Genomic DNA, 23,377 nt, shown 5'->3' on the forward strand with positions numbered 1-23,377 from the left:
CCTTTTCCATAACGCTCACGACCGGGACTTTTGATCCAAGCCGCTTATGGTGGTTTGCTACCTGCTCCTGCAAGCCGATAGCGAGGGGCCATACCCTCATCTCTTACGCCGCTTGCTGCGGCACACTGAAGTCACTCACCCACAGTTGGTCAGGATGATCAGCATTAAAATTACGTTTCACTAAATCATCTGTTCTTTTTTGATCATCTCGGCTACGGGTGGTTTGTTTATTCTTACCACGCCAAACACCTTGTATACCTAACTTTTGCATCAATCGAGCAACTGTACAACGTGCGATAACATAGCCTTCACGTTTCAGTTGTTGCCAGACCTTACGCACACCGTATCGACCTGAACTTTCTTTCCAAATTCGCTTAATCTCCTCAGCATGATGCACATCATGTAAATCTCGTTTCGCTCGATGTTCTGGATTTACTGTGAGATCTAAAGTCCGGTAATAGGTTGAAGCAGCGATCGGTAAAATCCTACAAATCGCATCAACACCATATAAGTCTTTATTGTTATGGATGAAATCCACCATTATTTGTGTGGGCGGTCGAGCTCCGCCTGGGCGAAAAAAGCGGCTGCTTTACGTAGAATTTCATTGGCACGCTTTAATTCTTTAATTTCACGTTCCATTTGCTTCATTTTTTCTTGATCAGATATCTGTTGTACTTTAATAGGATTTTGCTGATCTAAATGCTTTTGATGCCAGGCACGAAGTGTTTCAGGAGTACAACCAATCTTAGGCGCAATAGCTGTGATTGCAGCCCAATTCGATGGATAATCTTTTTCAGATTCAATCAATAATTGAACCGCTCTTTCTCTGATTTCAGGGGTATATTTTAATTTTGTCATCGGGATAGTCTCTCAGAATATTGACTTTCCGACAAACCCGGTACGGTTCATGCTTTACAAGCCTGAACGATCTGCTGTTTAAACTCAGCACTGTATGTTCTTCGTTTTTTCGCAAGAGATGCGATGGATGTCTGATTATTTGTAGTCATAAATTTAAGTCCCCACTTGTTTCTAAGTGGGGACTAAATTAAGGCTTATAGGATGAATTCATAAGGTGTGTTCAGCGGACGCTTACGGATCAGTTAGCCTCCAGGCGACATAATGTTTAGAAAAACCTTCACGTAACAGTGAAAAAATCTGGTATCTTTCTTTTTGAGTAAGATGAGTATAGTTCATGACGCAACTTTGACTTTGGTCGGTCGGAAGCAAAATGCTAGCTATCTTACTTCCTTCCAATAATTTAATCTCTGTTGCACTTCATTTGAGAATCCAAAAATTAAATAACTAGGTCTCTAATAAAGCTGTTTAAAACACTCAAGAAAAGTGGTCTCCGACAAAACCCGGTACGGTTCACTGTCAAAACTGCTAATCATCTGATACAGCAGTAATACTTATTGAGCTTGCACCTGAATCCCCCGTTAAATACATACGCAATACATATAAAAGGTCGGGTACTTTACACAAACTTTCTGGTTTTTCAATTTGAAGACTGATTCGGGACTTCAGATTCATGCCACTATCGATTAATAATTTGGAGAGTTTATCTATCAAATCTACATACTGTTTGGTCAAATCGTTATTTGGTGCAAAAATCATTTTAGAATCTTTATCTTCTAGATCTCTACTCCTCAGCAATGCAAGAAGAAGCTCCAAATGTTTACAAAGGATCGCTATCTGATATGGCTTTCCTTCATTAGAGACCTTTTTGATGTCAAATTCTAAACAATCGTATAAATTTCTAGATAAAACTTTGAGTTCCTCTATAGTTATTTTTTGTATCAGCGTTTGGGAGCGCCATATGGCTATTGCCAAAATTTCCAACGTAATCGATTTAGTAAAATTATCCTTTTCAACAGAGTCTATGACGCTCTTTAATAAACTTTCTTGGTAAGACAATTCGGCATCCCCGATGGAGAATGCAATATTCTTATAATATCTTCGGAAAAGCTTTTTATCCTTAACCACCTCAAGAAGTCTGGCTCCAACAATTGCTGGAGCATCTTTATGTAGACAGCATAGAAAGAAGAAAAGCTCCTCCTTAAGGGTATCCGACATATTGTCTGAATCAATTAGTGAAATGATCTTTTGGGTGCCCTCGAGTATTACTGTTCTAAAATGGTCAGGCACATCTGATTCAGAAAGAGAATGGCCATTATTCCAAATAGTTAATACTGGGAATCGTAAGCTAAAGATTCCTTTTTCAGCAGACTCCATCATTTTAGAAAGCTTCCGACTAATAGTATCTTGTGCCTTCTCTTGGAACTGTGAAGGTAAGTTCTCTGAAAATGATATATTTGACCCGGAAAGACCTTTTTCATTTCTAAAAACATCCAGATAAACTGGGCATCCTTCATATAGGGAGTTTTCATCAACAGTCTCAATAAATTCTGAACTGTGGCAAAACACACTTTCTCCCTCTACATTAACTCGGCAATAGTATTTCCCGCTACGGTCAGTAGTTCCCCATTCCCAAGAACCAACTTTCCTTCTATTCAATATAGATCGGAATTCATGTTCATAATCGAATGAGATCAGCTCATTCAAGCCTGTAATTTTGGAGCAACACCAGTCTAGAAGGTCAGAGAAGCTCTTACCATCTTCTTTAGGAAACTTCTGAAAATCAGACCAACTGTGACGGACCGGGAAATCTGGAACCGGTAGGTTTTCAAGATCAACAGTAGCATCTTCTTCTGATGCTGACCGCCATTCAACTCGAATGGATTTAACACTAGCTTCCGCTGAATCCAACGGAATGAATTTCAGTTCGTATGGATCATCCGCTCCATAGGTATAGGTCATTTTCAACTTGCAGACCAAATCCTTTTTCAGAGGGAACGCGGATGACTTCAGGTATGCGACAAATTGCAACTCTTTATGACCTTCTCCCTGCTGTAGAGGAAAACGGTAATGTATTTGTCCAGCAGGAAGCGTAAATAATTCTTCTACTGGTATATTCACAGTTCTGCCACGTTGCGGTGTTACTGTCGCATCTTTTACTAGATAGAAATTTTCAAACAGTCCATCACGTGGAATTCTAATTGATAGCTCTGGCAGATGATCACGCCAAAGGGCAATGTCTTCAACTTCATTCTGCCATCTATTTAATATTTGGCTACCTTTTATTGGTGACCATGTGGACCCCAACCACTTGCAATTTATTTGTACATTCTTCTTCCTGATTGTATCCTCAAGTGGCAGGACAAAGACACTAACTCCCTGACAATCTCTGTTCGTAGCGTTCAGACAATCACTGATAGTGTCGTTTGATAATATATTGAAATCTACATTCTGAGTCAGAGCCTCTCGAATAGAACTTGGTAAGTGATACCAATGATCATCTTTCACAAAGGATACTTGCCCAGAATCTTTGGTTAAACCATCGAAGCCGAACAAATGAAGGAGTTCCTCTGAAGTCTGACAACCATTAATATCAAGATTTAGACCAATAGAAGTCTGAATACTTTTGTTTGGAACCATAACTGTGGGATGTCTTTCCCAGCTTATCCCTTGAGTATCGGGCAATATTGCGGCCAACTCTTTGTTATATTTCGCCTGAACAGGGGTTATTGAAATACCGCCGTCAAATGAATCCATAACCAGTACAAAATCTTTCTCCTTGACTTTGTCCTGTATAAATTTCTTCGATGATTGCCATGCAAAGATAGCAGCTATACTCTTAGGAAGTGGCGTCGACTCATCAAAATAAAAATTGACGCTTTTTCTTATTCCTTCTAAATCGAAATCATTGCCCCAATCAGGCACAAGATATGTCAGTTTGTCTGCCTTTATATAGTCACTCAACTTTTTGACAAAAAACATCGATGCACTGCTTTTTGTAGTGTCAGACATTGTTGAGCTATGTGAAAATAGACTCCACATGCTTACTGTTTCGATGTCAGACCGCAGAGCAATTGCCATTGCGCTACCGCAATCAACCGTTTGTTTCGTGCCATCTTCATGAGTCCAAATTTGCTGGAGTAACCTGAACGGTAGATTTTCCTGAGAACCTGCATTATGCGTAAACGTGGGACGGATAGAACATAGGTCTACAATAGAGCTATCCATCCTTATTAGGTCAGTTTGATTATAAGTTGGCTTATAACAATCAAACGAAACATCAGTGATTAATGACAATATTGTCTTCGGTAGATCCTTGAGAGTTGCTGGTTCTATTTTTAATTTCTTTTGTGCACCTTGGGCTTGCTCAATAATAAGATTCCCTGAAACGATTTCTAAGAAAGATTTTTCCTCACCGACTTGTATATTCCATTTATCACCCTTCAAGTTGAAGTCTATGGGGATGATTCCTGTTGGAAGGGTGATGTCATCAGCACATTCGCCCTGTCGATTGCTACCTATAACAAAACAAACTTCATCTCCAGCAGTTAGTGAATTGATATCTAATTTTCGAGACAGATTGCTTTGGTGAAAAAATACATCCAAACCATCTTCAGAAGTGATAAATCCGAATAACTTATCTGGTTTAATAAACCTTATTTTACCTTTGATTTTTGATTCAGGTGCAGGAAATAAATATCCCTGAACAGGTAGTTTAGGGACTATAGAAAAGTCATCATAACTTAGACCAACCGGTTGCTGAACTGTTCTAAATCGACCACTGGCCTTAAGTAAAGAAACAGTATTCCAATAAATAACGGTTAGGATATCTTTATGAACTCTTTCACTATCCTCGATGATCTGCTCATCAATAGCCTGGAGCCATAGCCAGCCATCCCAGATTTTTCGATAGTGCTTATCCTGTAGAAGCGTGTTATTAGGTGGAAGGTTCCCCCAAACACCGATTTCAGCGACTTCTTCGATTCTAAGCCATCGTTGGAGGTAAACAAGTAGATCCTCACACGTTTCTTCATTTTCTGTAGATAAAATATTCTGTCTTTCTATCAGAATTTGTTCCAATCTGCACAGAAATGCTCGCAAAAGTCGGTTCTCTGATGTATCAACACTAGTTCTCCGTCTAACAGCCTTCATATAAGGTTTACCAGAAAGCTTCTCTCGAAGTGTCCTTCCAGGCTGACGACTGAGCCATTGAATACTACTACTGTCAACTTCTCTTGCTGCATGTATTGGTAGCATGGCATGTTCTCGTAATATCTTATCCCGAGTATGTTCCATGATTGCCAGAACAGCTTCCTTCGTATGCGATACAATTCTATAGATACGGTCTTTTATTTCCCTCTCAGAAGGTACATTCCAAAAGGAATGTACTATAGATTCAGAAAAATCATCAATACTGGTCTGAATAACATCCCCTGATACAGGGTCGAAAGTCGAAGCTGCCGTCAGCCAATCGCGAACCATAAGTATCAGACAGGCTTTGATCTTTATTTCATCTCTCTCATTTAAGCCCTTGTATAATGATTCGATAGAGTCAATTTTGAAGGAATCATTCATTAACTATGATTCCTTTGTCTCATTACACAAGCCCTTGATTGATTTTGCTATTTTTACATCACATAGCATCACTTTCATTATTTCATTTGTCGTTATTTGCCATAGTTCCTTTGAGTTGTCACTGACATATTCGATGATAGCATCAGGGATATAACTTTTCTCAGTTACCGAACTATTTTGAAATTCTATTTTTTCAGGTGCAATACTACTGACTTCTTTTGAAATATTAATATATTGACCATCTAATATTTCATCATCTTTTATATAATTTGCACTACTCCAAATGAACTGACCATAATTAATATCGCTACATGCCCAATCAAAATCTTCTACAATTGAATAATCATCACTGATGAGTTGAACTCGAATTTTATCTAAACAATCTGTTCTTGATTTTGAGCCTTTCCTAGTTTCAATACCACGTAACTTAGGCATAACTTTTTGAACAAGTTGATCTTCAAAAGCGATCTTCATGGCTTTAACCAAACCTGCATCATCGTTGTTTTTCTGAGCTTCCAATACGTCTGGATAATTAGCCATATAGTATTCAATTGACTGCCAAACCCTGTGTCCAAGTGCTCTTCCAACCTTAGAAAGAGAGTTATTCATTTCTTCAATAAAACTTTTAAATGGTAAAATCTGATCATTGGTAAAGCTAGTTTCCTTGCACCACCAACTCTCCCATAGTTTTCGTGATAGTAGAGGTGCTGGATTGCCCAATGATTTCAGCTGGCGACGTCTTTCCAGAGTGGTTGGGCGAGGAAAGTTAATTACGATTCCTCGATCGAGAACCTTATCAGAGAGGGATTTAGTTGTTTCATCCTGATTCATAGTTCCAGCCCAAAGAACATTTCTTCCAAGAGGCAAGTCGTAATGTTGAATACCTGCACCCAGCTTCACTTCAAGACAAGGTACATCATTGCCTTTTCGACCGCGTCGCAGCTCAAGTTTGCTTAAAAACTCAGCAAAATAAAGTTCAACATGAGCAAGGTTCATCTCATCCATCAAAATGAGGCTCATTACATCCTCTAAACCAGGATAGTCTTCTACTAACGCTTTTTGGCTTTGTGCTAATAAACGTAATACGGGCTGCGCATCGAATTTATTATCAATAGAGTTGAAAAAACCAAGCATGGATTCCTGACTGTCCCAATTTGGTTGTACGGACAAGGGCAGGAAATTGATACCGCCAAAATGAGAATAAAGTCTAGGCAGTTCAGATTTTCCCGTCCCACTAACCCCAGACAGAACAGTCATAGGTGACCACTCGGCAGTTTTTAAAGCTGTATGAAACGCGTATAGTATCCGGCGTGGAAATCTCAATCCATAATCTGTACAAGACTTACTAATACGCTCTAGCCATTGAATTTCACTTATTTCCTCCTGCGCACGAGGCAATTCCTTCTGAATGTATGGAGTTTCAATGTCTCGAATTCTTGCCTCGCGATCCTGTTCTCGCTCATATGAGGATTGTAAACGTTTAAATTCCTGCATTAGTCGATTATTATCAGCTTCTACAGATTCATATCGCCTTTTATATGATTTATTTTCGATTTCTAATTCGGAAATTTTCATCTCCATTTGCGATTGCTCTTGAGCTTTTTTCTTCAAATTAATATTTTCGTCAGATAAGGCACCACAAGCTTGCTCTAACAATGACCGCTCACTCTTTAATCTATCAAATGCCTCTTGCATCTCTAGTGTGGGACGCATTGCAAGGTCATCACGAAGACTCTTAATGTCCTCTTCGTAAGTTTTTAGTTTGAGTAAAACAGAATCAGGTTCTTCATCACCAAGTTTATTTTTCAATTCATTAAAGCTTGAAATTAGTGCACTGCTTGTTTTGATAGATTCTCTCAAACGGGCAATTTCATCATTAAGCACAGACTTTTCATTCTCGAAAGACCGCTTTCTTTCAATTACTTTGGCATCCACCTCTAGGTCTAAATTCGCTTCCCTTTCATCTAAACGTTCTTTCCGGGACTTAAATCGGTTCTCTTGGTACTCAAGCTCCTCCTTGAGTTCATCTAGTTTGGCCTGCTCCTTTAGTAAAATATTTCTTTTTTGTTCGAGCTCATTTTTTTCCTGTTGAATCTTAGTCTCATGAGTTTTTAAACTAACAGTGATTTCTTTCTCCAGGTTTTCTATTCTAGATATCCTTTCCTTCGAAATTTCTTTTTCAATGGCCGTCAAAGCGTCCGCTCGCTTTGACTCCAATTCCTTTTCTTGTTCTTTTTGAAGTCTTAACAGCAAGGCATCAAGCTTGGCCCGCTCATCTGCATAGCCGTTGTCCCTCTGAATTTCAGCTTTTTGAACCGCTAGTTCTCGCTGCCGCAATTTCTCTTTTTCACCTTCAATAATTTTCAGCTCACTTACACACTGAGTTTCCCGCTGTACCAACTGATTTTTAAATGTTGCGAACTTTTCTTCAAAGAGTTGCGGAAAACCGTTTATTGACTGAAGCTCCATTGCTTCAAGATGAAAACGTTTCTCGTTCAACTCCGCTTCTTTTTTAGCTATTGAATCTTTAGCAACCTTTAACTCATCTTCCTTTTGAGCAATGCTCATTTCTTTTTGATTCAGAGAGTCTTCCCACTCCTTCAGTTCCTGCTGTCTATACAGGAGATTAGACTCTGTGATGTTGATTATTTTATCAGCCTGATCTGCCTGTGCATTATCCACAGAAGACTGGCCATTCTGCTTGTTAAGATTGCTCATTAAAAAACTTCCGTTATTATCTTAATTACTTTGAATACATTGTTTCTTATTGAGTAGTTTTTGACTGACTCAATTTCTTCTTTCGAAAAATCAGATATTCTCTTATTGCCATGTCCGCGCAAGTGTAGCAAATGAGAAATAAATTCAACGAATTCTGGATCACTTCGTTGGAGTTCTATCAATTCATTTTCTGCACCTAGTAGGAAAACTGCAAGAAGATGAGCTCCTAGTGTTGAGCTATATCCTTCTGCAGCGCATCGTATTTTTTGAGGAATTACAGTAGTTATACTCTTAGGTAAACTATATGCATCTGAATAAAATCCGCTTTGTACGATTTTTTGAACTGCTGTCTCTCTAATACTGTCACCCTTAAACTCAATTCTTCGACCATTCACTGCCTCAGACAAAGAATGCTGCAAAACTGAAGCGTAACATGTAATAATTTCAATTGTTTTTTCCTCAGTATACTGAGCTAGCATAAGTTCAGAACGCATCAATTGTTCTTTAATATCACCACTCAGATTTGAAACCAATGCCACTCCAAGCGACTTTTCTAGCTCAATTGTTGCTTTAAGCCTTTCTTGATTAATGTCATCTATGACTGTAGCCTTAACACCCTCACCCAAATCATCAGCAACCCCCTGTATCAACGAAACAATTACAGGAATTGTCGATTCAATCAATTGCTCAAACATTTTGTCATCGATATTTAGCTTTTCGGTGCTACCATGCTTTATGGGATCGCGATATCTTTTTAATTTTAAAGCAAGATTTAAAAAACCAGGGTGATTTGCAACCAATTGGTGTATAGGATGAGCCGCCCTGCAACTTGCTCCTGCGATAGCAAGTGCTAGCAAAGGTTGAAGTTCCACCTTGCCATTTTTGATCTGTCGAATAGCACCAGGTTTGACTTCTAATAGATATTGATTCTTTTCATTTAGTGTAAAACCAATCTTCTTCGCAAAACCAAGCAACAGTTTCCTATTATCTTGAAAGTTACTAGAACTAAAGACTTGTTCCCAATCAGAAACTGGATATTCCATCACTATTTGGCGTAATGACCACTCTAAGGCCTCATATAGATTCTTGACACCATTTTCAATTTCTTGTCTGTAATCACTCTCATAATTTGTACTATCAACTACAAGACTCTTAATTTTTTCGAGAGATGACTTACTTCTGACAATTCGCTTGCTTATTTCTGTATACTTAAATATTTGTTTTGAGAATTGATTATTAGCGCCATCAGAATTACTAAGTTTATCAATAACCCCTTGTTGCTTTAAATCAGTTACCCACTTCCATTCCTGAGAGGTAAGATAATTGGCAAAATTTTCAGAGAAACCAAAACCGCATCCATCTGTTACTAGAAGGTCAGCATTGCCCTTTTGGATTAATACATGGCAATGCAAGTAAACCAGCTCAGGATGGTCATTCACTGTTACAGCTTCAGCCATTGGCACAGGTGGCGGGTATTGATCAAAGTCTTTGTTCAACAATACACGCCTTTTATATTTTTTCTTAAATTCTCTAATAGCTCTAATAATATGATTGGAGTCAGGAATAGTTTTCCAGAAAGAATCTTTTGTAGGACGTATCTGTTTTGCAGTGACCCTCGATTTCTCATTGGTTGAGTTGATTAAGAAAGTAATAAGACCACTATCATCAATCCCCAATATTTTTTTATAGCTCAACTGATCTGTTCTAATATAAGGAAGTAGCTTTCCAGATAACAAATCTAAAAATACCGTGGCTACGCTATACTCCAGATTTTCGTCTGATTTGTTATTCCACTCGTTCAGAAGCTCCTGTCCATTCTCAGACAGTTCATAGCGGTCATTTAAAAGGCCAAGTTGATTAAGGCGATTCTGGATGAAGGTCACCAGTTCTTTTTCTAAACATGTTAGTAATGCTATCTTTTCTGTATCACCAGATTCAATTTCTGTTATCTTCAAGACAGTTTCTTCAAATATATTTAGACCACGTCTTTTCTTTTGTGGAATAGATATACTAAAAGCATGGCATGGCCACAGAATACTTTGTCTGGCAGCAATATTCAGTCCATCCAATACTGTAGGGAAACTAATTATTTTAGGACGATGATCTTTGGGTTTTGCACTCATAAAATCACCCCCTGTTTTTGGCATAAATCAAAGAAATTTTTCAAAGCCGGAACAGCATCCACAGCTACTTGAGTGTTTGCAAAAATACTGTTTCCTACGATGGCCAAGACTTTCTTCTGACGACTCATGCTCACACATAATCGGTTTTCCGACATGAGGTGACCGAAGAGCTTTTGTTGCTTCTTTTTATAATCCTCTTCATCACGTATATGAGGTGGCAAGGCATTCATATTCTGAGATCTCACCATGGAAAGAAACACAATGTCGAATTCCATTCCTTGAAAGGAATCAACAGTGCCAATACGGAATCTCTCTTCACCATTTTCAAGAAAACGGTACTCCTGACATATCTGCCATGTACCATCCTGTACCCTTTCCGTGATACCAAATTCTTGTAGGGCTTCATAAACAGCAAATACTTGAGCCTTATAAAAACTGATTACACCAAAACTTAGCCTTGAACCTTCTTCAGAGCCAATCCATTTGTTAACGTATTCAGCTATGATTCTTGCCTCCGCATCGCGTTTCCGACTTCCACTGTCCAGACGAATTTCTTCTCCTTTAACATGAGGTACATCGATCCAAATTGCTGGACATCCATTTGTATCGGGTAAATTATTCCCAAATGTTACGTCAAAGCTGTTAATTCGACATTTTTCACAACTTGGTTTATTACAATTTGCTCTGTGCTGTGCATCCCATTCATCCATCTTTTCTTTTGTTAGTGGCGATACATATCCTTCGTTGTGTTTATCATAAAAATTTGCACTGCAAAAATCCCCTAAAAGAGGATGTGTTCGGTACTGAGCATCCAAAGTGATGACTCTTCCTTTTTTATATCCTTGCTCTTGATCAAGTTTTAATAAGCGTGACTTTAGATAAGAGAACATACTCTCGCGAACATAATCATTCTCGTTTTTATCCTGCTCTCCAGACCTACCCTCAACAGCACTTACGATATCTTCATCAATGATATGAGGAAGCTGTCGATGATCCCCAACGAGAATTATCCTTTTTTCAGCCTGAGACATTGGAATCAGTAGGTCTCGTGGGCTAGTTCTCGCTGCCTCGTCTATGATCACCGTATCATATTTGACTAGCTCTGTTCGCTGATCATGTCGTATATTTTTATTCTTTGAACGGATGATATCTTTACCAACTGCCTGTTGAGTAGTTGCAGCATATACAAAGTTGTAGTCTTGTATAGCCTCACGAACGCCATCTGGGTTATCTTCAATCTCATGTAAAAACTCAGCTAATATTGCATCCCGTTTATTGGTGGAATTGAGTTTTTTCTCCAAAAGTTGCGATACATTTGCGACTAATCTTAAAACATCCTCTCTTGGTTTTTCAGTTCTGAAATCAGGAGAAGGTAAATATTTATAAAGGAGTGATTCTTTGAGTTTTCTTAGCTCTGGAAGAAAACTCAAAGACTTGTCACCACGCCAACGGGCCGCTTTTTCAAGAGTTTTTAAATCTGGAATAGCAAGCTCATCTTCGATCTTATTTAACAAATCAATAGCTCTTTCAGCACCATCATCTTTGAAGGCTTCTTCACTTATTCGCAGAGCTCGAATAAGTCGTAAGGTAGATGTTTCATTCAGCTGAAGTTCTGTTTGTAAAGAGTTGATAATTTCTTCAGCCTCATTGATGATATCCTCAGAAATTACGTCTCTGGGCAAAGCCAAAATACGTTGCATTAAACTCAATATATTATTCTTTGAGGGGCTTAATGAATATGCAAAAAATAACTCCGAAAGTCTCACCTGTTCTTCAGTTTGAGTAATTTGAGGGTTCTGATTTCGAATATTAGCAGCTACATTGGAGCACCATTTATTAATTTTTTCAGTGACTGCATCTTCCGTAAATTCAGAATCACCAGATCTTTTGCCGAATTTAACCGCCGGTAGGGCATTAACACTAAGCCTCGCAATAATATTCTCAACAGCATCATGCTGAAAACCTGAGACAAGTATCTGACCTCTTATCGACTTAGTTTTGTCATATTCTTCATTGAGCCTCTCAAGAATTGCTGTAACTACTGTTGTTTTTCCTGTTCCTGGTGGTCCCTGAATGAGAGCTATATCCGGTGTATTTAAAGCAATATCGATAGCTTCCACCTGCCTATCTGTAGGAGGATGCCTGAAAATCTTTTTTTTCACAAAAGGTGTTAAAGGAACTATCTTTGTAACACGCTGGATGTCTGGAAGCTTTCCTCCTTCTTCAATCAGTAGGCCGAGAAGTGGATTAGCACAACGTCCTTCTAGAATGGCTGAACGTGCCCTCATTCGTCTTTCAATTTGAATCTTGTCACCATTGATTGACAGAATCAAAAACATATTACTAGATGGAATTGATGGCAGATCCAATTCAATACTGGTTTTTGAAATTTTCAGGATTGGAGCATAAATAGAAGATGGAATTTCAGTATCATCTTTTTTCTGATCTCTCGAAGATGTGAATTGTTCTTCCAATACTTTACTGTAGGCTTCCCACGTAATATCTGGATTTTTTAGGTATATAGGCTCTTCCAAGGTGATTTCTATTTCATCACCTTCGGTGAGTTGACTAGGAATAGAGGTAACAAAGAACTTAACACCTTTTTTTGTCTGCTCTGTGCCATGATAGTCAATTCTTCCAACTGCTTTGGCTCTGGCCAACAGCATTTCGCCTTCAATTGCGCCGTATTCATCCCACTTTTTCAAGTAGCTCCCAGTTTCCTTGGTAAGTTGGCTCATTGCTCCAGCGGCTAAAGCACGAATACGACCTGTCTTTGTGTAGTCAGAAAAATGGACCTTTCCTCTTGCGAGACGCAATGAGCCTTCAGCCTTCTGGTTATCCTTAAAGATTACTTTAGTCGCAAAATAGATATCTTTTGACTTATCAATATTACGTCTTGCAACTGGAATACGTACCCTTTCACCATAGATAGAGAACTCTCTATACTTTTCCTGTACAACTGCTTCCGAATTAGATGATTTTTCATCCTCAAGATTATTACCTTCAAAGTCAACGTTAGCGGATGGACCACTCATAAATAGAAAAAAATCTTCATTGCCAACACTGATTTTGCATTTATCGCTCAATACAATCCCTAGTTCTTCAGCTCCATTGAAGCGAATACCATTTCTTTTAGCCGTTGATTCTATACGCTCATCAATACCAATTTCTATGTCCCCGATTTCAATGATTTCACCATTGAAAAAAATAATTTTAACAAGCGCATATCCATCCTTAACAACCTGAATTACCTCTGCAAGATGCGCACAACCTCTTTTCAAATGAAAATTCAAACTATTACCAGCTGAGGGATCACGAAGCAGAAGGCTCCATTGTTGCCCACCGATTCTTAATCTATATGCTTGCTCTGTACTACTAGGTGCTATATATCCAATACCTTTGCTTGGAATTTCCCCGGATATTTCTGGTTTCATCCATAATTCAAAGGTGATTTCAGTATTTATATCTTTTAATTTCATTTACTACCTCCACTGATCATACACTTAACCAATCGAGGACTATTCAATTGTGCGAACATCCAGAACTGAGTCTCTGGCGTCATTTGATCTATTTTTATCTGTGAGGAGAGTTTCTGGAATTCGTGCTGTGGTTGACTACCACTAGCAATAGACAAATCGACTTTCCCATGATCTGATTTTTTAATCAGAATGCCATTATCACTTGAAGAAATAAGCAACTCTGCTATATCTGAATCAAGCATCTCAAACTCATCTAAAACTCGCCTTGGTATAGTGAGCTCAGTATCCTGAGATATCTCATGTACATACCGCCAGGATGGCAAGTGTAATGGTTTATCAGCTCCATTCCATTGATAAGAATCAAGAATCAGTATCGGTGGCCTTGGTGTTTTACAGTAAGGGCAATTGTGGTCTTTTGTTTCCGGATGAATGAAATCGTAATAATAATTCATTGAACAACCTGGGCACATAATGGTCATATCAGCTGCTTGAGCGAGAGCTTCAGGCCAATGATAAATGGTTGGACGCAGTAATGGGTTTGTCCTACCTTTACCGAATGTGTCCTCAAACAATGCTGTTAGTTTCTCTGTAAGGAGAAGGGATCGTGGTAGGCCACTATCGGAAGAATTAGAACCATCATTTTGGTCATCAACCCAAGGGAATAATCCAGCATAAGCACAATCTTCAATATCCTCTTCACCATTTTCTTGATTCGCCCAGTCATCTTCATCAGTTCCATCTACCTTCTTCCCGACAAAAGGATGTATTAGCGAGAGAAGGTAGAAAGCCACCACCGCAAATGCATGACAGTCGCTTGAGGGTCTTCCACAGTCTTTGTATTGAACCAGCTCCGGGGCTCCATATTTTGGTGTGTAAACGACACTGTCACCTGAAGTGATTTCAAATCGAATATTATCGGCATCGATAAGCCAAATTGATGAGTCCTCAATTCCTTTTGAAATAAAAATATTATGGGGGGATATATCGCCATAGATCATGCCATTACCATGGAGACGTGCTAATAATGATGCACACTTGTACAAGGCATGAAGCCTGCGTCTAAGTCCTCCAGTTCTGTAATAATGAACTATCTTTTTAGCTTCGTCCTCAGGCATTCCCGACAGCCATTCTGGGATATCATCTGGAATAATGTCTTCTGCTGACTTACCATCAAGCCAGAAATGGCTAAATGGCACCATATCACTCAAAAGTTGCATCACATAACCGGCATTGTTCTGAAGCAATGCTGCAGGTACAGATATATTTAGGTTTTCTGGTAGAGGCAAAAGCCGGACGCGCTTAAAGCGCTTTGAATACCGTTCCAGTGACTTTTTATCGGTGACAGGATTGCCACTTTCATCTGTAATAAGCTTAATCGCTAAGTCAGGATCCTTAGTACGAAAAACAATGCCTTGTCCGCCTTGACCTAGTACCTTGGCCTGAATATGTAAATTCTGATATTCATCGACATACTCGTTGAGTCTTTGGCTCATTAGTAACTTCCTTTCTTAAACAGACTAGCAATCGTCTTATCATCGGAATGTCCTGGGACAGGCCATTCATTGAGCCATCGTTTGAGATCCCTTTTTCGTTCTTCTGACTCCATATTTGCATAAGTAGAATAGAGTTCTTTTGTAAATATCATCTTTTTTTCAGGTAATAGGTCATCAGATATACCATCCGTACATAGCACAACTGCATTGTATGCCGTGGTTTCAATCACTGCGGTTTCCCAATGATCGGCTCTAAATTCCTGTTGAAGACTGTTTGTATAGTTTGAGAAGGAATCCTGTTTGTTATCACTAAGAATAAGGTGATTTTTGTCAGTTTCTCCAAGGGCGACAATCATTCCATCTCCAAGACGACCAAGGGTGATAATTACTTCACTTTGGATGGCAAAAAGGCATGTAGCCGAACAATCTATTGAAGAGTACGGAGATATTTTCACAAGCCAGTTCGCATGAATAAGTCTTAAAATATCAACTATATTTGCATCAGGGCTATTCTGATAGCTCTCAGCCACCTCAAATACGGCAAGACAGGCAGCTTTTGAGCCGTGATCCGAATGTGCCTTGCTGCCTAAACCATCCGATACAACAACCACATTTCCCCATTTATATCGGCGTGCCATCCAAGAGTCTTGATTGGGACTACCTGTTTTAACATGTAAGGGACCAATTACTGAGGCACCCCAGCTGTTCCAAATTTGATCAGACATCCCAATTTTCCTCTGATTCTTCTACAACAGCCATTATCGATTGCACAATTTGGGCTGTCGACAATGGAGCCATCACGAGTTCATCAGAGCCAAAAAGTATGGAATCAAGAGCTGAAGCTATATTTTCTGAGAGGTATACAGTGCTGTTTGTAGAAATTTTCTTCAACTTCCACAAGTCAGCATCAGCACCAACTGCTACAGTGCGAATGATTAGATCAGGATAGGAGCTCAATTGGTTTTGAAAACTAGAGATATCTAAATTTGAAAAATTACCGTCAGATAGAATAAGGACCCTTTCTATCCCAATAGCATTCGTGTTCTGAGAAAGAAAATCAATGAGAGTATCGAGGTTCGAGGTACCTTCAGCATTGAAAGCTGGGATGTCTCCATCACTTTGCAAATAGACCTCGGAAACAATCTGTGCCCATTGATAGAACTGAACATCTAAACCTAAGTATTTTTCCTTATCTATGAACGGTAACTGCATCACATAACGGCATAAATTTCTTTGAAGATGGATTTTTCCCATCTCATTCATACTTCCAGAAGTATCGACGAAAATTTTAATTTGCATATTTAATTTTTTCATTTATAAAGCTATTTAATAAACTAATAACATCATGACCAAATACCCAACTTATATTAGAAAAGTCATCTGCTTTCTGTTTAATAATGGGATGACTAGGTCCATAACATGAAATTAGGCATCCAACCCCATCCATCCCGCCATATTTTTTAACAATTTCATGGAGTTTTACCACCATATCTGATGTCACATTTCCAGACTTACATTCAATAATAAATAGTCTGTATCCATCAGTAAAAGTAATATCAAATTCTTGATAAATACTGTGTTCTTTATATTTTGGAGGATATAACTTATAATTTTGATTGGACTCTAGATCTGCAATTGAAACTTTCAGATTCACTCTTAAGTCAAATATTTTATTTTTCTTTACAAGTGGTTGAAGTTGTCCCGCAATAAATATTTCAAACCAACCTCCCACCAAAAATTCAGAAAATTCTGGAAAATTTTCAAAAATAAATCTATGGCCGTCTATATGCAATTCAGCCTTATAATCACTATCTAAAGATGCATAAAATTCATTATCCCAAACCTTAAAAGGAGATTTATCATCTCTGTGTGGTATTATACGTTTGTAATTTCTAGTAAGTTTCTTTTTTGCATTCCAAATAATTTTAGATATTTCAAATTTCTCTTGGGTCTCAGCATTATCCCAATTAAGAATACCAGGCTCACTAATTTTTAAACCATCTCCGTTCAATTGTAAAAATGTCTCTGTAGACTCAATTTTTACGATATCTTTAGTAGTAAAGTCATTTAAAAAAATTACTTTTTGATCAACGCCATTAAAATAGAAAGGCGTCGCATTGACTTTACGACAAGCAGCAAGAGCACCGGCATACATCAATTTTGTTCCACCAGTTAAATTGAAACCGATCTTAGTATTAATAGGCATATTCTCGATCAGTTCCAAAATCTGAGCACGAACATTTTCAGGATGATAAGGATCCACTGAAATCTCCGCATATTCAGCTTCTCCAAGAAACTGTCTCATCACATCAGCAGGAAACTGTGCTGAATTCAAAAAAATATGTTTTTTACTTGAAAATTGCATCATGCCAAGTAAATTAGGCAAACGTTGCTCACCAAAAAGATGAAAAATAACATCATAGTTATCAGGTTCCATGTTTATTGTTTGAACCTGTTTACCATGCCATTCTAACCATTCATTTGGCAGGATAATTCTTTCCGGAGGTCTCCCTGGCTGAGAAGATGCAATAAGACGTTTTTTTAGATTTGGATATCTCAATGCCGCAAAAGCCCAAACGAATGCCATAACTGGAGTACCTGGACTCAGGTACAACGTAACGAACTTTTCATCCTCAGATGTGGCAACCTCGTTCAAGGCTTGAGTTGCAGCCTCATATATACCTTCAGTGTCATTGAGATGCGTCAATTTGACAGGGTGAAAACGCACATCAACCTTTTTTCCGGCATCTCCAAGCTGTTGCTTAAGCCACTCATTGAAATGATGGTGTGCCTCTCCTGTATTTGAAAATAGATCGATAAACTGTCTTGCAGCCTCTGAATTAGGGCCTTCAACATTTTTTATTTTTAGATGAAATTCATCAATTTTATTTTCGATTTTATCTGGATGTGTAAAGCCAAGGATGATCACATCGGTGTAATCTTCCGCCAGCAAGGCTCCCAGAACGGGACCAGTTGTCTGTTCCAGTCCAAGCGAGGCCCTGAAATCAGTCATTCCATACCATGTCATTAAATATTTTTTCATATATTTTCCTTATTTATGTATGGACGGAACCAAATAACCTGATTTTTCAGGCGATCAGCAAAGACAGCGCGATTGTCTTTTTCAAGTCCTTTTAATTTTCCTATTGCCCCACTGACGAATGAGCCTGCATCATCTTCATTCATGCAGAATCCGACACGCATCTCAAAGAACCCTAGAAGGTCTTTGCACGAAGAATTGCAACGTTTCCAGTTATCAGCAAATGCAATCACAAATGTCCCTTGTAGCGGACCGTCTTCCAGAATTTTCTTCAGACTCTCTTGTGGGGATGGTGGGTCATCTTTCTTCATTGGTCTAAAACTTGCTGGTCCGGAGTGAAAATCCTTAATCGACTCCAGCCCATCAATAATCACGACTCTCTTAAATTGTTGTAACTCATCGAAGATTTCGACCAGATTCAGTGTGGCAACACTCTCGTGCTTTGAAATGGGTCTTTCCCCAAAAGTATTGAGATACTTGGATGCACCTAACGGTACAATGGAACGTCCGTTAAAGTAGATAATCTCATCTATGTCATTCTGAGCATCTAAGCTCTGAAGGATGGAGGAGAGCAGTCCGTCATGGATTGCATCGTTATATCCGGATATCAGTAAATTCGATGACGGCCGGTTAACTAGTGGTAGTGCGAGCGGTGTCGCTTCAAAAGTTAAGCTTTCGCCAAGATACAGCTCTATCGTCTCACAGCTTCTTGATTTGAACCAATCAGCTCCTGGCATTTCAGGCAATCGTGATCCATTAAATACTTTTGTCGAATTACAATAACCAAGTTGGTTGGCTAGCTGATTAATCTTGTCACTATGATTTCTACGCAGTTCTCGATCAGCAAACGGAATCAAAAATCGTTGATTTGCCGATTTTGCCCCGTTGGAATTGTTAATAATTCCTTCTGGTGGGCTACTCAATTTTGAAGCCTCCCAATTGCTATTGCCAAGTATCATCGCAGAATCCTCCTCACTACAAGAAAGAGCAATTCGGCAGCCAATCTGGCTTATCAATTGACCCATTGAAAGTGATTGGATCCCTTTCAGTGTTTGCGTAGCTAGCAATACATGTATCCCGAAGGCTCGTCCCTGTCTCAGGAGCTGATTCAACATTTTTTCTGCTGGTTCGGCCACTTGTCGCCCCTCAGAAAATAGGATCTGAAACTCATCGATAATCAGCACAATACGCGGCAGTTCATCTAGTGAAGATTTCCTATATTCATAAAAGTCGCTTACATCTCGACTTTTAAACGCCTGAGCCCGCTTTTCAAGCTCATTTGTCAAATGCTCTAGAACAGTTACCCCATATTCAGGATCACTCTCTGTAGCGACCAGTTTTACCTGAGGAAGCGGAGGGGATGCATAAACACTGAATTCCGTACCTTGCTTATAATCCAGTAGATAAATATTTAATTCCGAAGCTGAATATGTGTGGCAGAGACTATGAATCAGAACATGAAGTAGATTTGATTTACCTGAACCAGAACGACCGGCCAAAAGAACATGATGCTCAGTATTTATCCCGCCAATTGAGAAAGGAACGATCTCTCCTTCCGAATTCCAGCCAATCGGCACTTTTACACCTTGAATAGCATCTTGCCCCCAATATTCACTGTCACACCATAGATCCTTAAGACTCTTGCTGAATTTTGAGCTCTGTTCATATTGGTCCGATATGAGTAGTAGAAAATTCATCAATTCAGAATGTTCTGGCCAAAATTCCTGTTCCTCCACAACACTGATTTTAGATAAATTCTTGGTCAGTATCTCTGCTGGAATAATGGCATCCATTCTTTTGGAGCATTTTTCTAACGCAGTGCGTAGGCCTGTAAATTTACTATCTTCCAGCCTCTCCTTATCAATGGTCAGCACTGGAAGTACGCCACAGATAGGGCCCTGTTTTAGAATACGTCCAAGATACCAGAGGCTTCTCTCTGTTAATTGCTCTGGAACATCTAAAATAAGCAACAATTTATATGGTAGAGGATTGCTACTGTTTGCTTCATTGTAGGTGGACCAGCTCTTGATCTCCCCCTTGAATTTATTCTGAATCAAATCTTCGATATAGTCTGTTAACCGAGCCAATGCATTTTCGAGCTCGTCCGACCTGGTCAGCACTCTCTGCTCAGGAAAGAGCTGTTTTACTTTCAATAATGAAAGGAATGGGTCAAGAGATGTGCCTAGCCCTAAAGGATCTGCAGCAGTAATTTCAAGATTGCCGACTGGCATACAGTGCATTAGTCGGAGTATCAGTTGGTAAATTAACCGATATCCCATAGTCTGGTCAGGTAGCCAGAGCGCTTTTTTTAAAGGGAAAGGGATCAGCCGTGGAATATAACCTTTCCAGTTCTGATAGCTAAGAGACATGCGCCCAAATGCCAGTGCATCAGGAAAACTCGTACCCGTGTTGATATTTTCGACTTTTAAATCATTCAAATGCGGCTGGCGTTGGCGGATCCTTTTGCACAAATCATCAAGATTCTTCAGGGCCAAAACCCATTCCTTCTCAAACTTATCGTGTACCCGATGTTCTCTCTCTCGAATCTGCTCTTTTTTTAACTTGAGAGTATTCAGCGCATCGTTTCTTTTTCTAGCTCCAATGATTTTTGAATCATTCAATTGTTTAATTTTGTTCTGGATACTAGTAAGCTCAATTTTCAGATCATTCTGGCGTTTTTCTAAATCATCCTTGCAAGAGCTGAGTTTAGCTCTGGTTTTCATTAAATCATCTTTGCCACACTCATTCTGTTGAATCTCTCTCTGTATTCTTTCAGATTCCTCACGCTCAGCATCACCAAATATGTATTTTACGATTGAAATTAAAATGGGGCGCTCATTTATTTCTCGATCAAGCCTGCCCTTATCACTCGCTAGATCAGAAATAGCATTTTTAACTTGCTTTATATGAGTCTCTATGCGGTGGATCTCGTCGCTGAGTGATTGCAATTTTTTATGCAGACTTGTCTCTTTATCATATAACGTAACTAGTTTGGCTCTTTCCTCAGATTTGCTGACATCTTTCAGATTTTCCACAATTCTGTCACAATCCTGCACAGATTGCTTCAATTCAGTTTGAAGCTGGTGATAAGTATTTTCCTTCCATAGAATTGCCTCATTTAACGCCCCAACGTTATCAAACAATCTCTTAGGCATGGGCTCCTTATATCTTTTAATATTACTCATGTCCCATATTTCCTATTAATTGCAGCTCTGCACTTAACTGATCAATCTCAAAAGCTCTAGCCTGAAATAGTTCTCCCATTTGCTGAAGGCTGGAGATATCCTGCAAAAACGGCTCGAAAACATCTGAGATGATAGACTGACCAAACTCGTCCTTAACTGTGTCTGAAAAATTGCCCATTTGCTGTGAAGTCACATTAAATAGATCATCAAACATCGTTATCCTCCTCTTCGAATGGTAACTGGAGGATGACACCATCAACCTTTAATGCCTGTTCAACAACACCTGAAACATCCGAAAATAATTCAGTCACACCAGCAGCAATAATTGTCTCGAGTTGCGGCTTGACCATAATGTAATCAGACTTGAAATCGTCGTCAGAGGCTCTAACTTTTTTAATCAGCTGGTGCCAGTATTCTTCAGTCAAGGATAGGGAATACTCGCTCTCCACCAGCGAGATTAGTTCTTCCGTTAGCTGGTCAACAGTACTCATCTCACCTGCCTCCATAGCGTTCTGGAGCTTGGTTGAAAGATCCTGAGCCTTACTAGCGTATTCACTTGGTATCAGAGCGATTTTAATTTTCATGAGCTCCTCCGTTATTTTCATCAGAACCAGTCACCATGTCCCAGCAGGCTTTATCGATCTCATCTTTTGTCGGGAGCATACCTATTAAGGGTGAGCCAGCACTACGAAGGGATTCTCGCAGCTCTTCTTCCTGTTCTGGAGTTAAATCTTTGATGTCGCGTGAACATACAGTGATTGAGGCATTGGCTTCCTGATGTCCTCTGGACTGGAAAACCATGTGGTCTTTCTGAGAATAGAGATAAGAAGCTCGGCCACATTTCACTTCAATGGCGATAGAACCTCCGACTGGAGCCCTCATACCTTCACCACGGCCCAGAATAACCGGCACTTTGAGATCTTCGATGATCAGGTCGGTTTTTGTGAATCTGCCGTCCTTAAATGTGGTTCGGGCCTGCGTGTCAGCTTTATTTCCGAGCGGACTCAGCGCCTGTTCTACAATTTTTTCGCCACAGTAGCCGCTCAGATTTCGGCGGATTTTAAGCTGAACCGCATGCCTTTCAGCAGGACCGTTAGCGGCTTCGAGCTGGCTTCTATAATCGGCAATCTTGGCTCTAAATACCGGGTCACGATCAGCGAGATACTCGAAATAGTAGCGCTGCTGTTCAACGGATAGATTCAGCCTAGAGTGTAACTCTCTTGGCGTAATCGGCTTATTCAAGTCTGGCCTCCATTTCAGCCATGAATAAAATTCAGCTGCTGGCGGGTGCGTTTCGAGATAGGCATTGAGAGCTGCCTTGGCGCTTTCTAGTCGGATTTTTCCTGTTTCAAGGTGAGCTGCCGCACTGGTAAGCCGGGTTACACACTCCGTTTGAACTGTTTCCGCCAGCTGATTTGCCATATCAAGACACCGCTGGGCCATTTCACTCCGCTGCTGCATCTGCATGCGATGGGCTTTTGCCGCTTCCAAGGCTTCCTCAGTAGCTGCAACAGTGAATTCCGCTTCTGCGACGGCAGATTCTGCAGTGGCTACATCGGCCTCTTCAGATGAACAGTTAGGCGGTTCATAGTTGCCGTCCTTATCATAACCACCACTCGATGCACAGGCGGAAAGAGATGAGTAAGCTGAACTCAACTGCTCATTGGCCGAAGCAAGCTGATCATTAGCCTGCTCCAACTTCTGCCCTGCTTCCATTTCAGCTTCAATTGCAGCATCAAGTAATTGAGTGCTGTTATCGGCCTCTTGCTGTGCTTCAATAACTTTGGCTTCAGCTATAGCAATTTGGGCATGACAAACGCTCTCCATGGAGTCATAGGCTGACTGAAGACCAACAATTGTCTCTTCGAGATTCTCAACTTGCCCAACGGATACGTATGCCATTCTCCAC

The 23,377-nt window shown here is 39.7% G+C and carries 12 protein-coding genes, 1 pseudogene and 1 other annotated feature; all 13 genes and pseudogenes read right to left on the reverse strand.

The annotated features are described in order from the left end of the window. Positions 1–115: 115 nt before the first annotated feature. A pseudogene (locus FTU16_RS12120) lies at positions 116–858 on the reverse strand (IS3 family transposase); the annotation flags it as partial. After that, positions 467–583: a sequence feature (AL1L pseudoknot), on the reverse strand. Its footprint overlaps the pseudogene before it by 117 nt. A gap of 525 nt (positions 859–1,383) precedes the next feature. Beyond that, positions 1,384–5,430 (reverse strand): DUF2357 domain-containing protein, encoded by a 4,047-nt coding sequence (locus tag FTU16_RS12125; RefSeq protein WP_180163352.1) that lies wholly within the window; start codon positions 5,428–5,430, stop codon positions 1,384–1,386. 3 nt (positions 5,431–5,433) lie between these two features. Then, positions 5,434–8,148 carry a chromosome partitioning protein ParA gene (locus tag FTU16_RS12130; RefSeq protein ID WP_180163353.1) on the reverse strand — a complete coding sequence of 905 codons (2,715 nt, stop codon included), beginning with the start codon at positions 8,146–8,148 and terminating at the stop codon, positions 5,434–5,436. Further along, positions 8,148–10,271, reverse strand: a complete 2,124-nt coding sequence (locus FTU16_RS12135; RefSeq protein ID WP_180163354.1) for a hypothetical protein — start codon at positions 10,269–10,271, stop codon at positions 8,148–8,150. The genes FTU16_RS12130 and FTU16_RS12135 overlap by 1 nt, the downstream gene beginning before the upstream one ends. Beyond that, positions 10,268–13,750 (reverse strand): ATP-binding protein, encoded by a 3,483-nt coding sequence (locus FTU16_RS12140; protein WP_168379977.1) that lies wholly within the window; start codon positions 13,748–13,750, stop codon positions 10,268–10,270. Before FTU16_RS12140 ends, FTU16_RS12135 begins: the two co-directional genes overlap by 4 nt. After that, positions 13,747–15,243 (reverse strand): lipopolysaccharide kinase, encoded by a 1,497-nt coding sequence (locus FTU16_RS12145; RefSeq protein WP_180163355.1) that lies wholly within the window; start codon positions 15,241–15,243, stop codon positions 13,747–13,749. Before FTU16_RS12145 ends, FTU16_RS12140 begins: the two co-directional genes overlap by 4 nt. Beyond that, entirely contained in the window at positions 15,243–15,968 is a 726-nt protein-coding gene (locus tag FTU16_RS12150) for a PP2C family serine/threonine-protein phosphatase (protein WP_168379979.1), read from the reverse strand. The genes FTU16_RS12145 and FTU16_RS12150 overlap by 1 nt, the downstream gene beginning before the upstream one ends. Next, positions 15,961–16,557 carry a vWA domain-containing protein gene (locus tag FTU16_RS12155; RefSeq protein ID WP_168379980.1) on the reverse strand — a complete coding sequence of 199 codons (597 nt, stop codon included), beginning with the start codon at positions 16,555–16,557 and terminating at the stop codon, positions 15,961–15,963. Before FTU16_RS12155 ends, FTU16_RS12150 begins: the two co-directional genes overlap by 8 nt. Next, on the reverse strand, positions 16,532–18,286 hold the full coding sequence (locus tag FTU16_RS12160; RefSeq protein WP_180163356.1) for a DUF1887 family protein: 1,755 nt from the start codon (positions 18,284–18,286) through the stop codon (positions 16,532–16,534). Before FTU16_RS12160 ends, FTU16_RS12155 begins: the two co-directional genes overlap by 26 nt. Further along, positions 18,283–21,468, reverse strand: coding sequence for an FtsK/SpoIIIE domain-containing protein (locus tag FTU16_RS12165; RefSeq protein WP_218955648.1), 3,186 nt, complete (start codon positions 21,466–21,468; stop codon positions 18,283–18,285). Before FTU16_RS12165 ends, FTU16_RS12160 begins: the two co-directional genes overlap by 4 nt. Beyond that, positions 21,461–21,682, reverse strand: coding sequence for a hypothetical protein (locus tag FTU16_RS12170; RefSeq protein ID WP_168379982.1), 222 nt, complete (start codon positions 21,680–21,682; stop codon positions 21,461–21,463). Before FTU16_RS12170 ends, FTU16_RS12165 begins: the two co-directional genes overlap by 8 nt. Beyond that, entirely contained in the window at positions 21,675–22,052 is a 378-nt protein-coding gene (locus FTU16_RS12175; protein ID WP_216076349.1) for a hypothetical protein, read from the reverse strand. Before FTU16_RS12175 ends, FTU16_RS12170 begins: the two co-directional genes overlap by 8 nt. Then, complete coding sequence (locus tag FTU16_RS12180) at positions 22,042–23,370, reverse strand: hypothetical protein (protein ID WP_168379984.1); 1,329 nt, start codon at positions 23,368–23,370, stop codon at positions 22,042–22,044. Before FTU16_RS12180 ends, FTU16_RS12175 begins: the two co-directional genes overlap by 11 nt. Positions 23,371–23,377 lie beyond the last annotated feature (7 nt).

The sequence above is a fragment of the Acinetobacter sp. YH12069 genome, assembly GCF_013419675.1.
GTDB classification, from domain to species: Bacteria; Pseudomonadota; Gammaproteobacteria; order Pseudomonadales; family Moraxellaceae; genus Acinetobacter; species Acinetobacter amyesii.

Excerpts from the sequence above, each read along its gene's own strand:
- FTU16_RS12125 (WP_180163352.1), bottom strand. The coding sequence starts at position 5,430 with ATGAATGATTCCTTCAAAATTGACTCTATCGAATCATTATACAAGGGC.
- FTU16_RS12130 (WP_180163353.1), bottom strand. The coding sequence starts at position 8,148 with ATGAGCAATCTTAACAAGCAGAATGGCCAGTCTTCTGTGGATAATGCA.
- FTU16_RS12135 (WP_180163354.1), bottom strand. The coding sequence starts at position 10,271 with ATGAGTGCAAAACCCAAAGATCATCGTCCTAAAATAATTAGTTTCCCT.
- FTU16_RS12140 (WP_168379977.1), bottom strand. The coding sequence starts at position 13,750 with ATGAAATTAAAAGATATAAATACTGAAATCACCTTTGAATTATGGATG.
- FTU16_RS12145 (WP_180163355.1), bottom strand. The coding sequence starts at position 15,243 with ATGAGCCAAAGACTCAACGAGTATGTCGATGAATATCAGAATTTACAT.
- FTU16_RS12150 (WP_168379979.1), bottom strand. The coding sequence starts at position 15,968 with ATGTCTGATCAAATTTGGAACAGCTGGGGTGCCTCAGTAATTGGTCCC.
- FTU16_RS12155 (WP_168379980.1), bottom strand. The coding sequence starts at position 16,557 with ATGAAAAAATTAAATATGCAAATTAAAATTTTCGTCGATACTTCTGGA.
- FTU16_RS12160 (WP_180163356.1), bottom strand. The coding sequence starts at position 18,286 with ATGAAAAAATATTTAATGACATGGTATGGAATGACTGATTTCAGGGCC.
- FTU16_RS12165 (WP_218955648.1), bottom strand. The coding sequence starts at position 21,468 with ATGAGTAATATTAAAAGATATAAGGAGCCCATGCCTAAGAGATTGTTT.
- FTU16_RS12170 (WP_168379982.1), bottom strand. The coding sequence starts at position 21,682 with ATGTTTGATGATCTATTTAATGTGACTTCACAGCAAATGGGCAATTTT.
- FTU16_RS12175 (WP_216076349.1), bottom strand. The coding sequence starts at position 22,052 with ATGAAAATTAAAATCGCTCTGATACCAAGTGAATACGCTAGTAAGGCT.
- FTU16_RS12180 (WP_168379984.1), bottom strand. The coding sequence starts at position 23,370 with ATGGCATACGTATCCGTTGGGCAAGTTGAGAATCTCGAAGAGACAATT.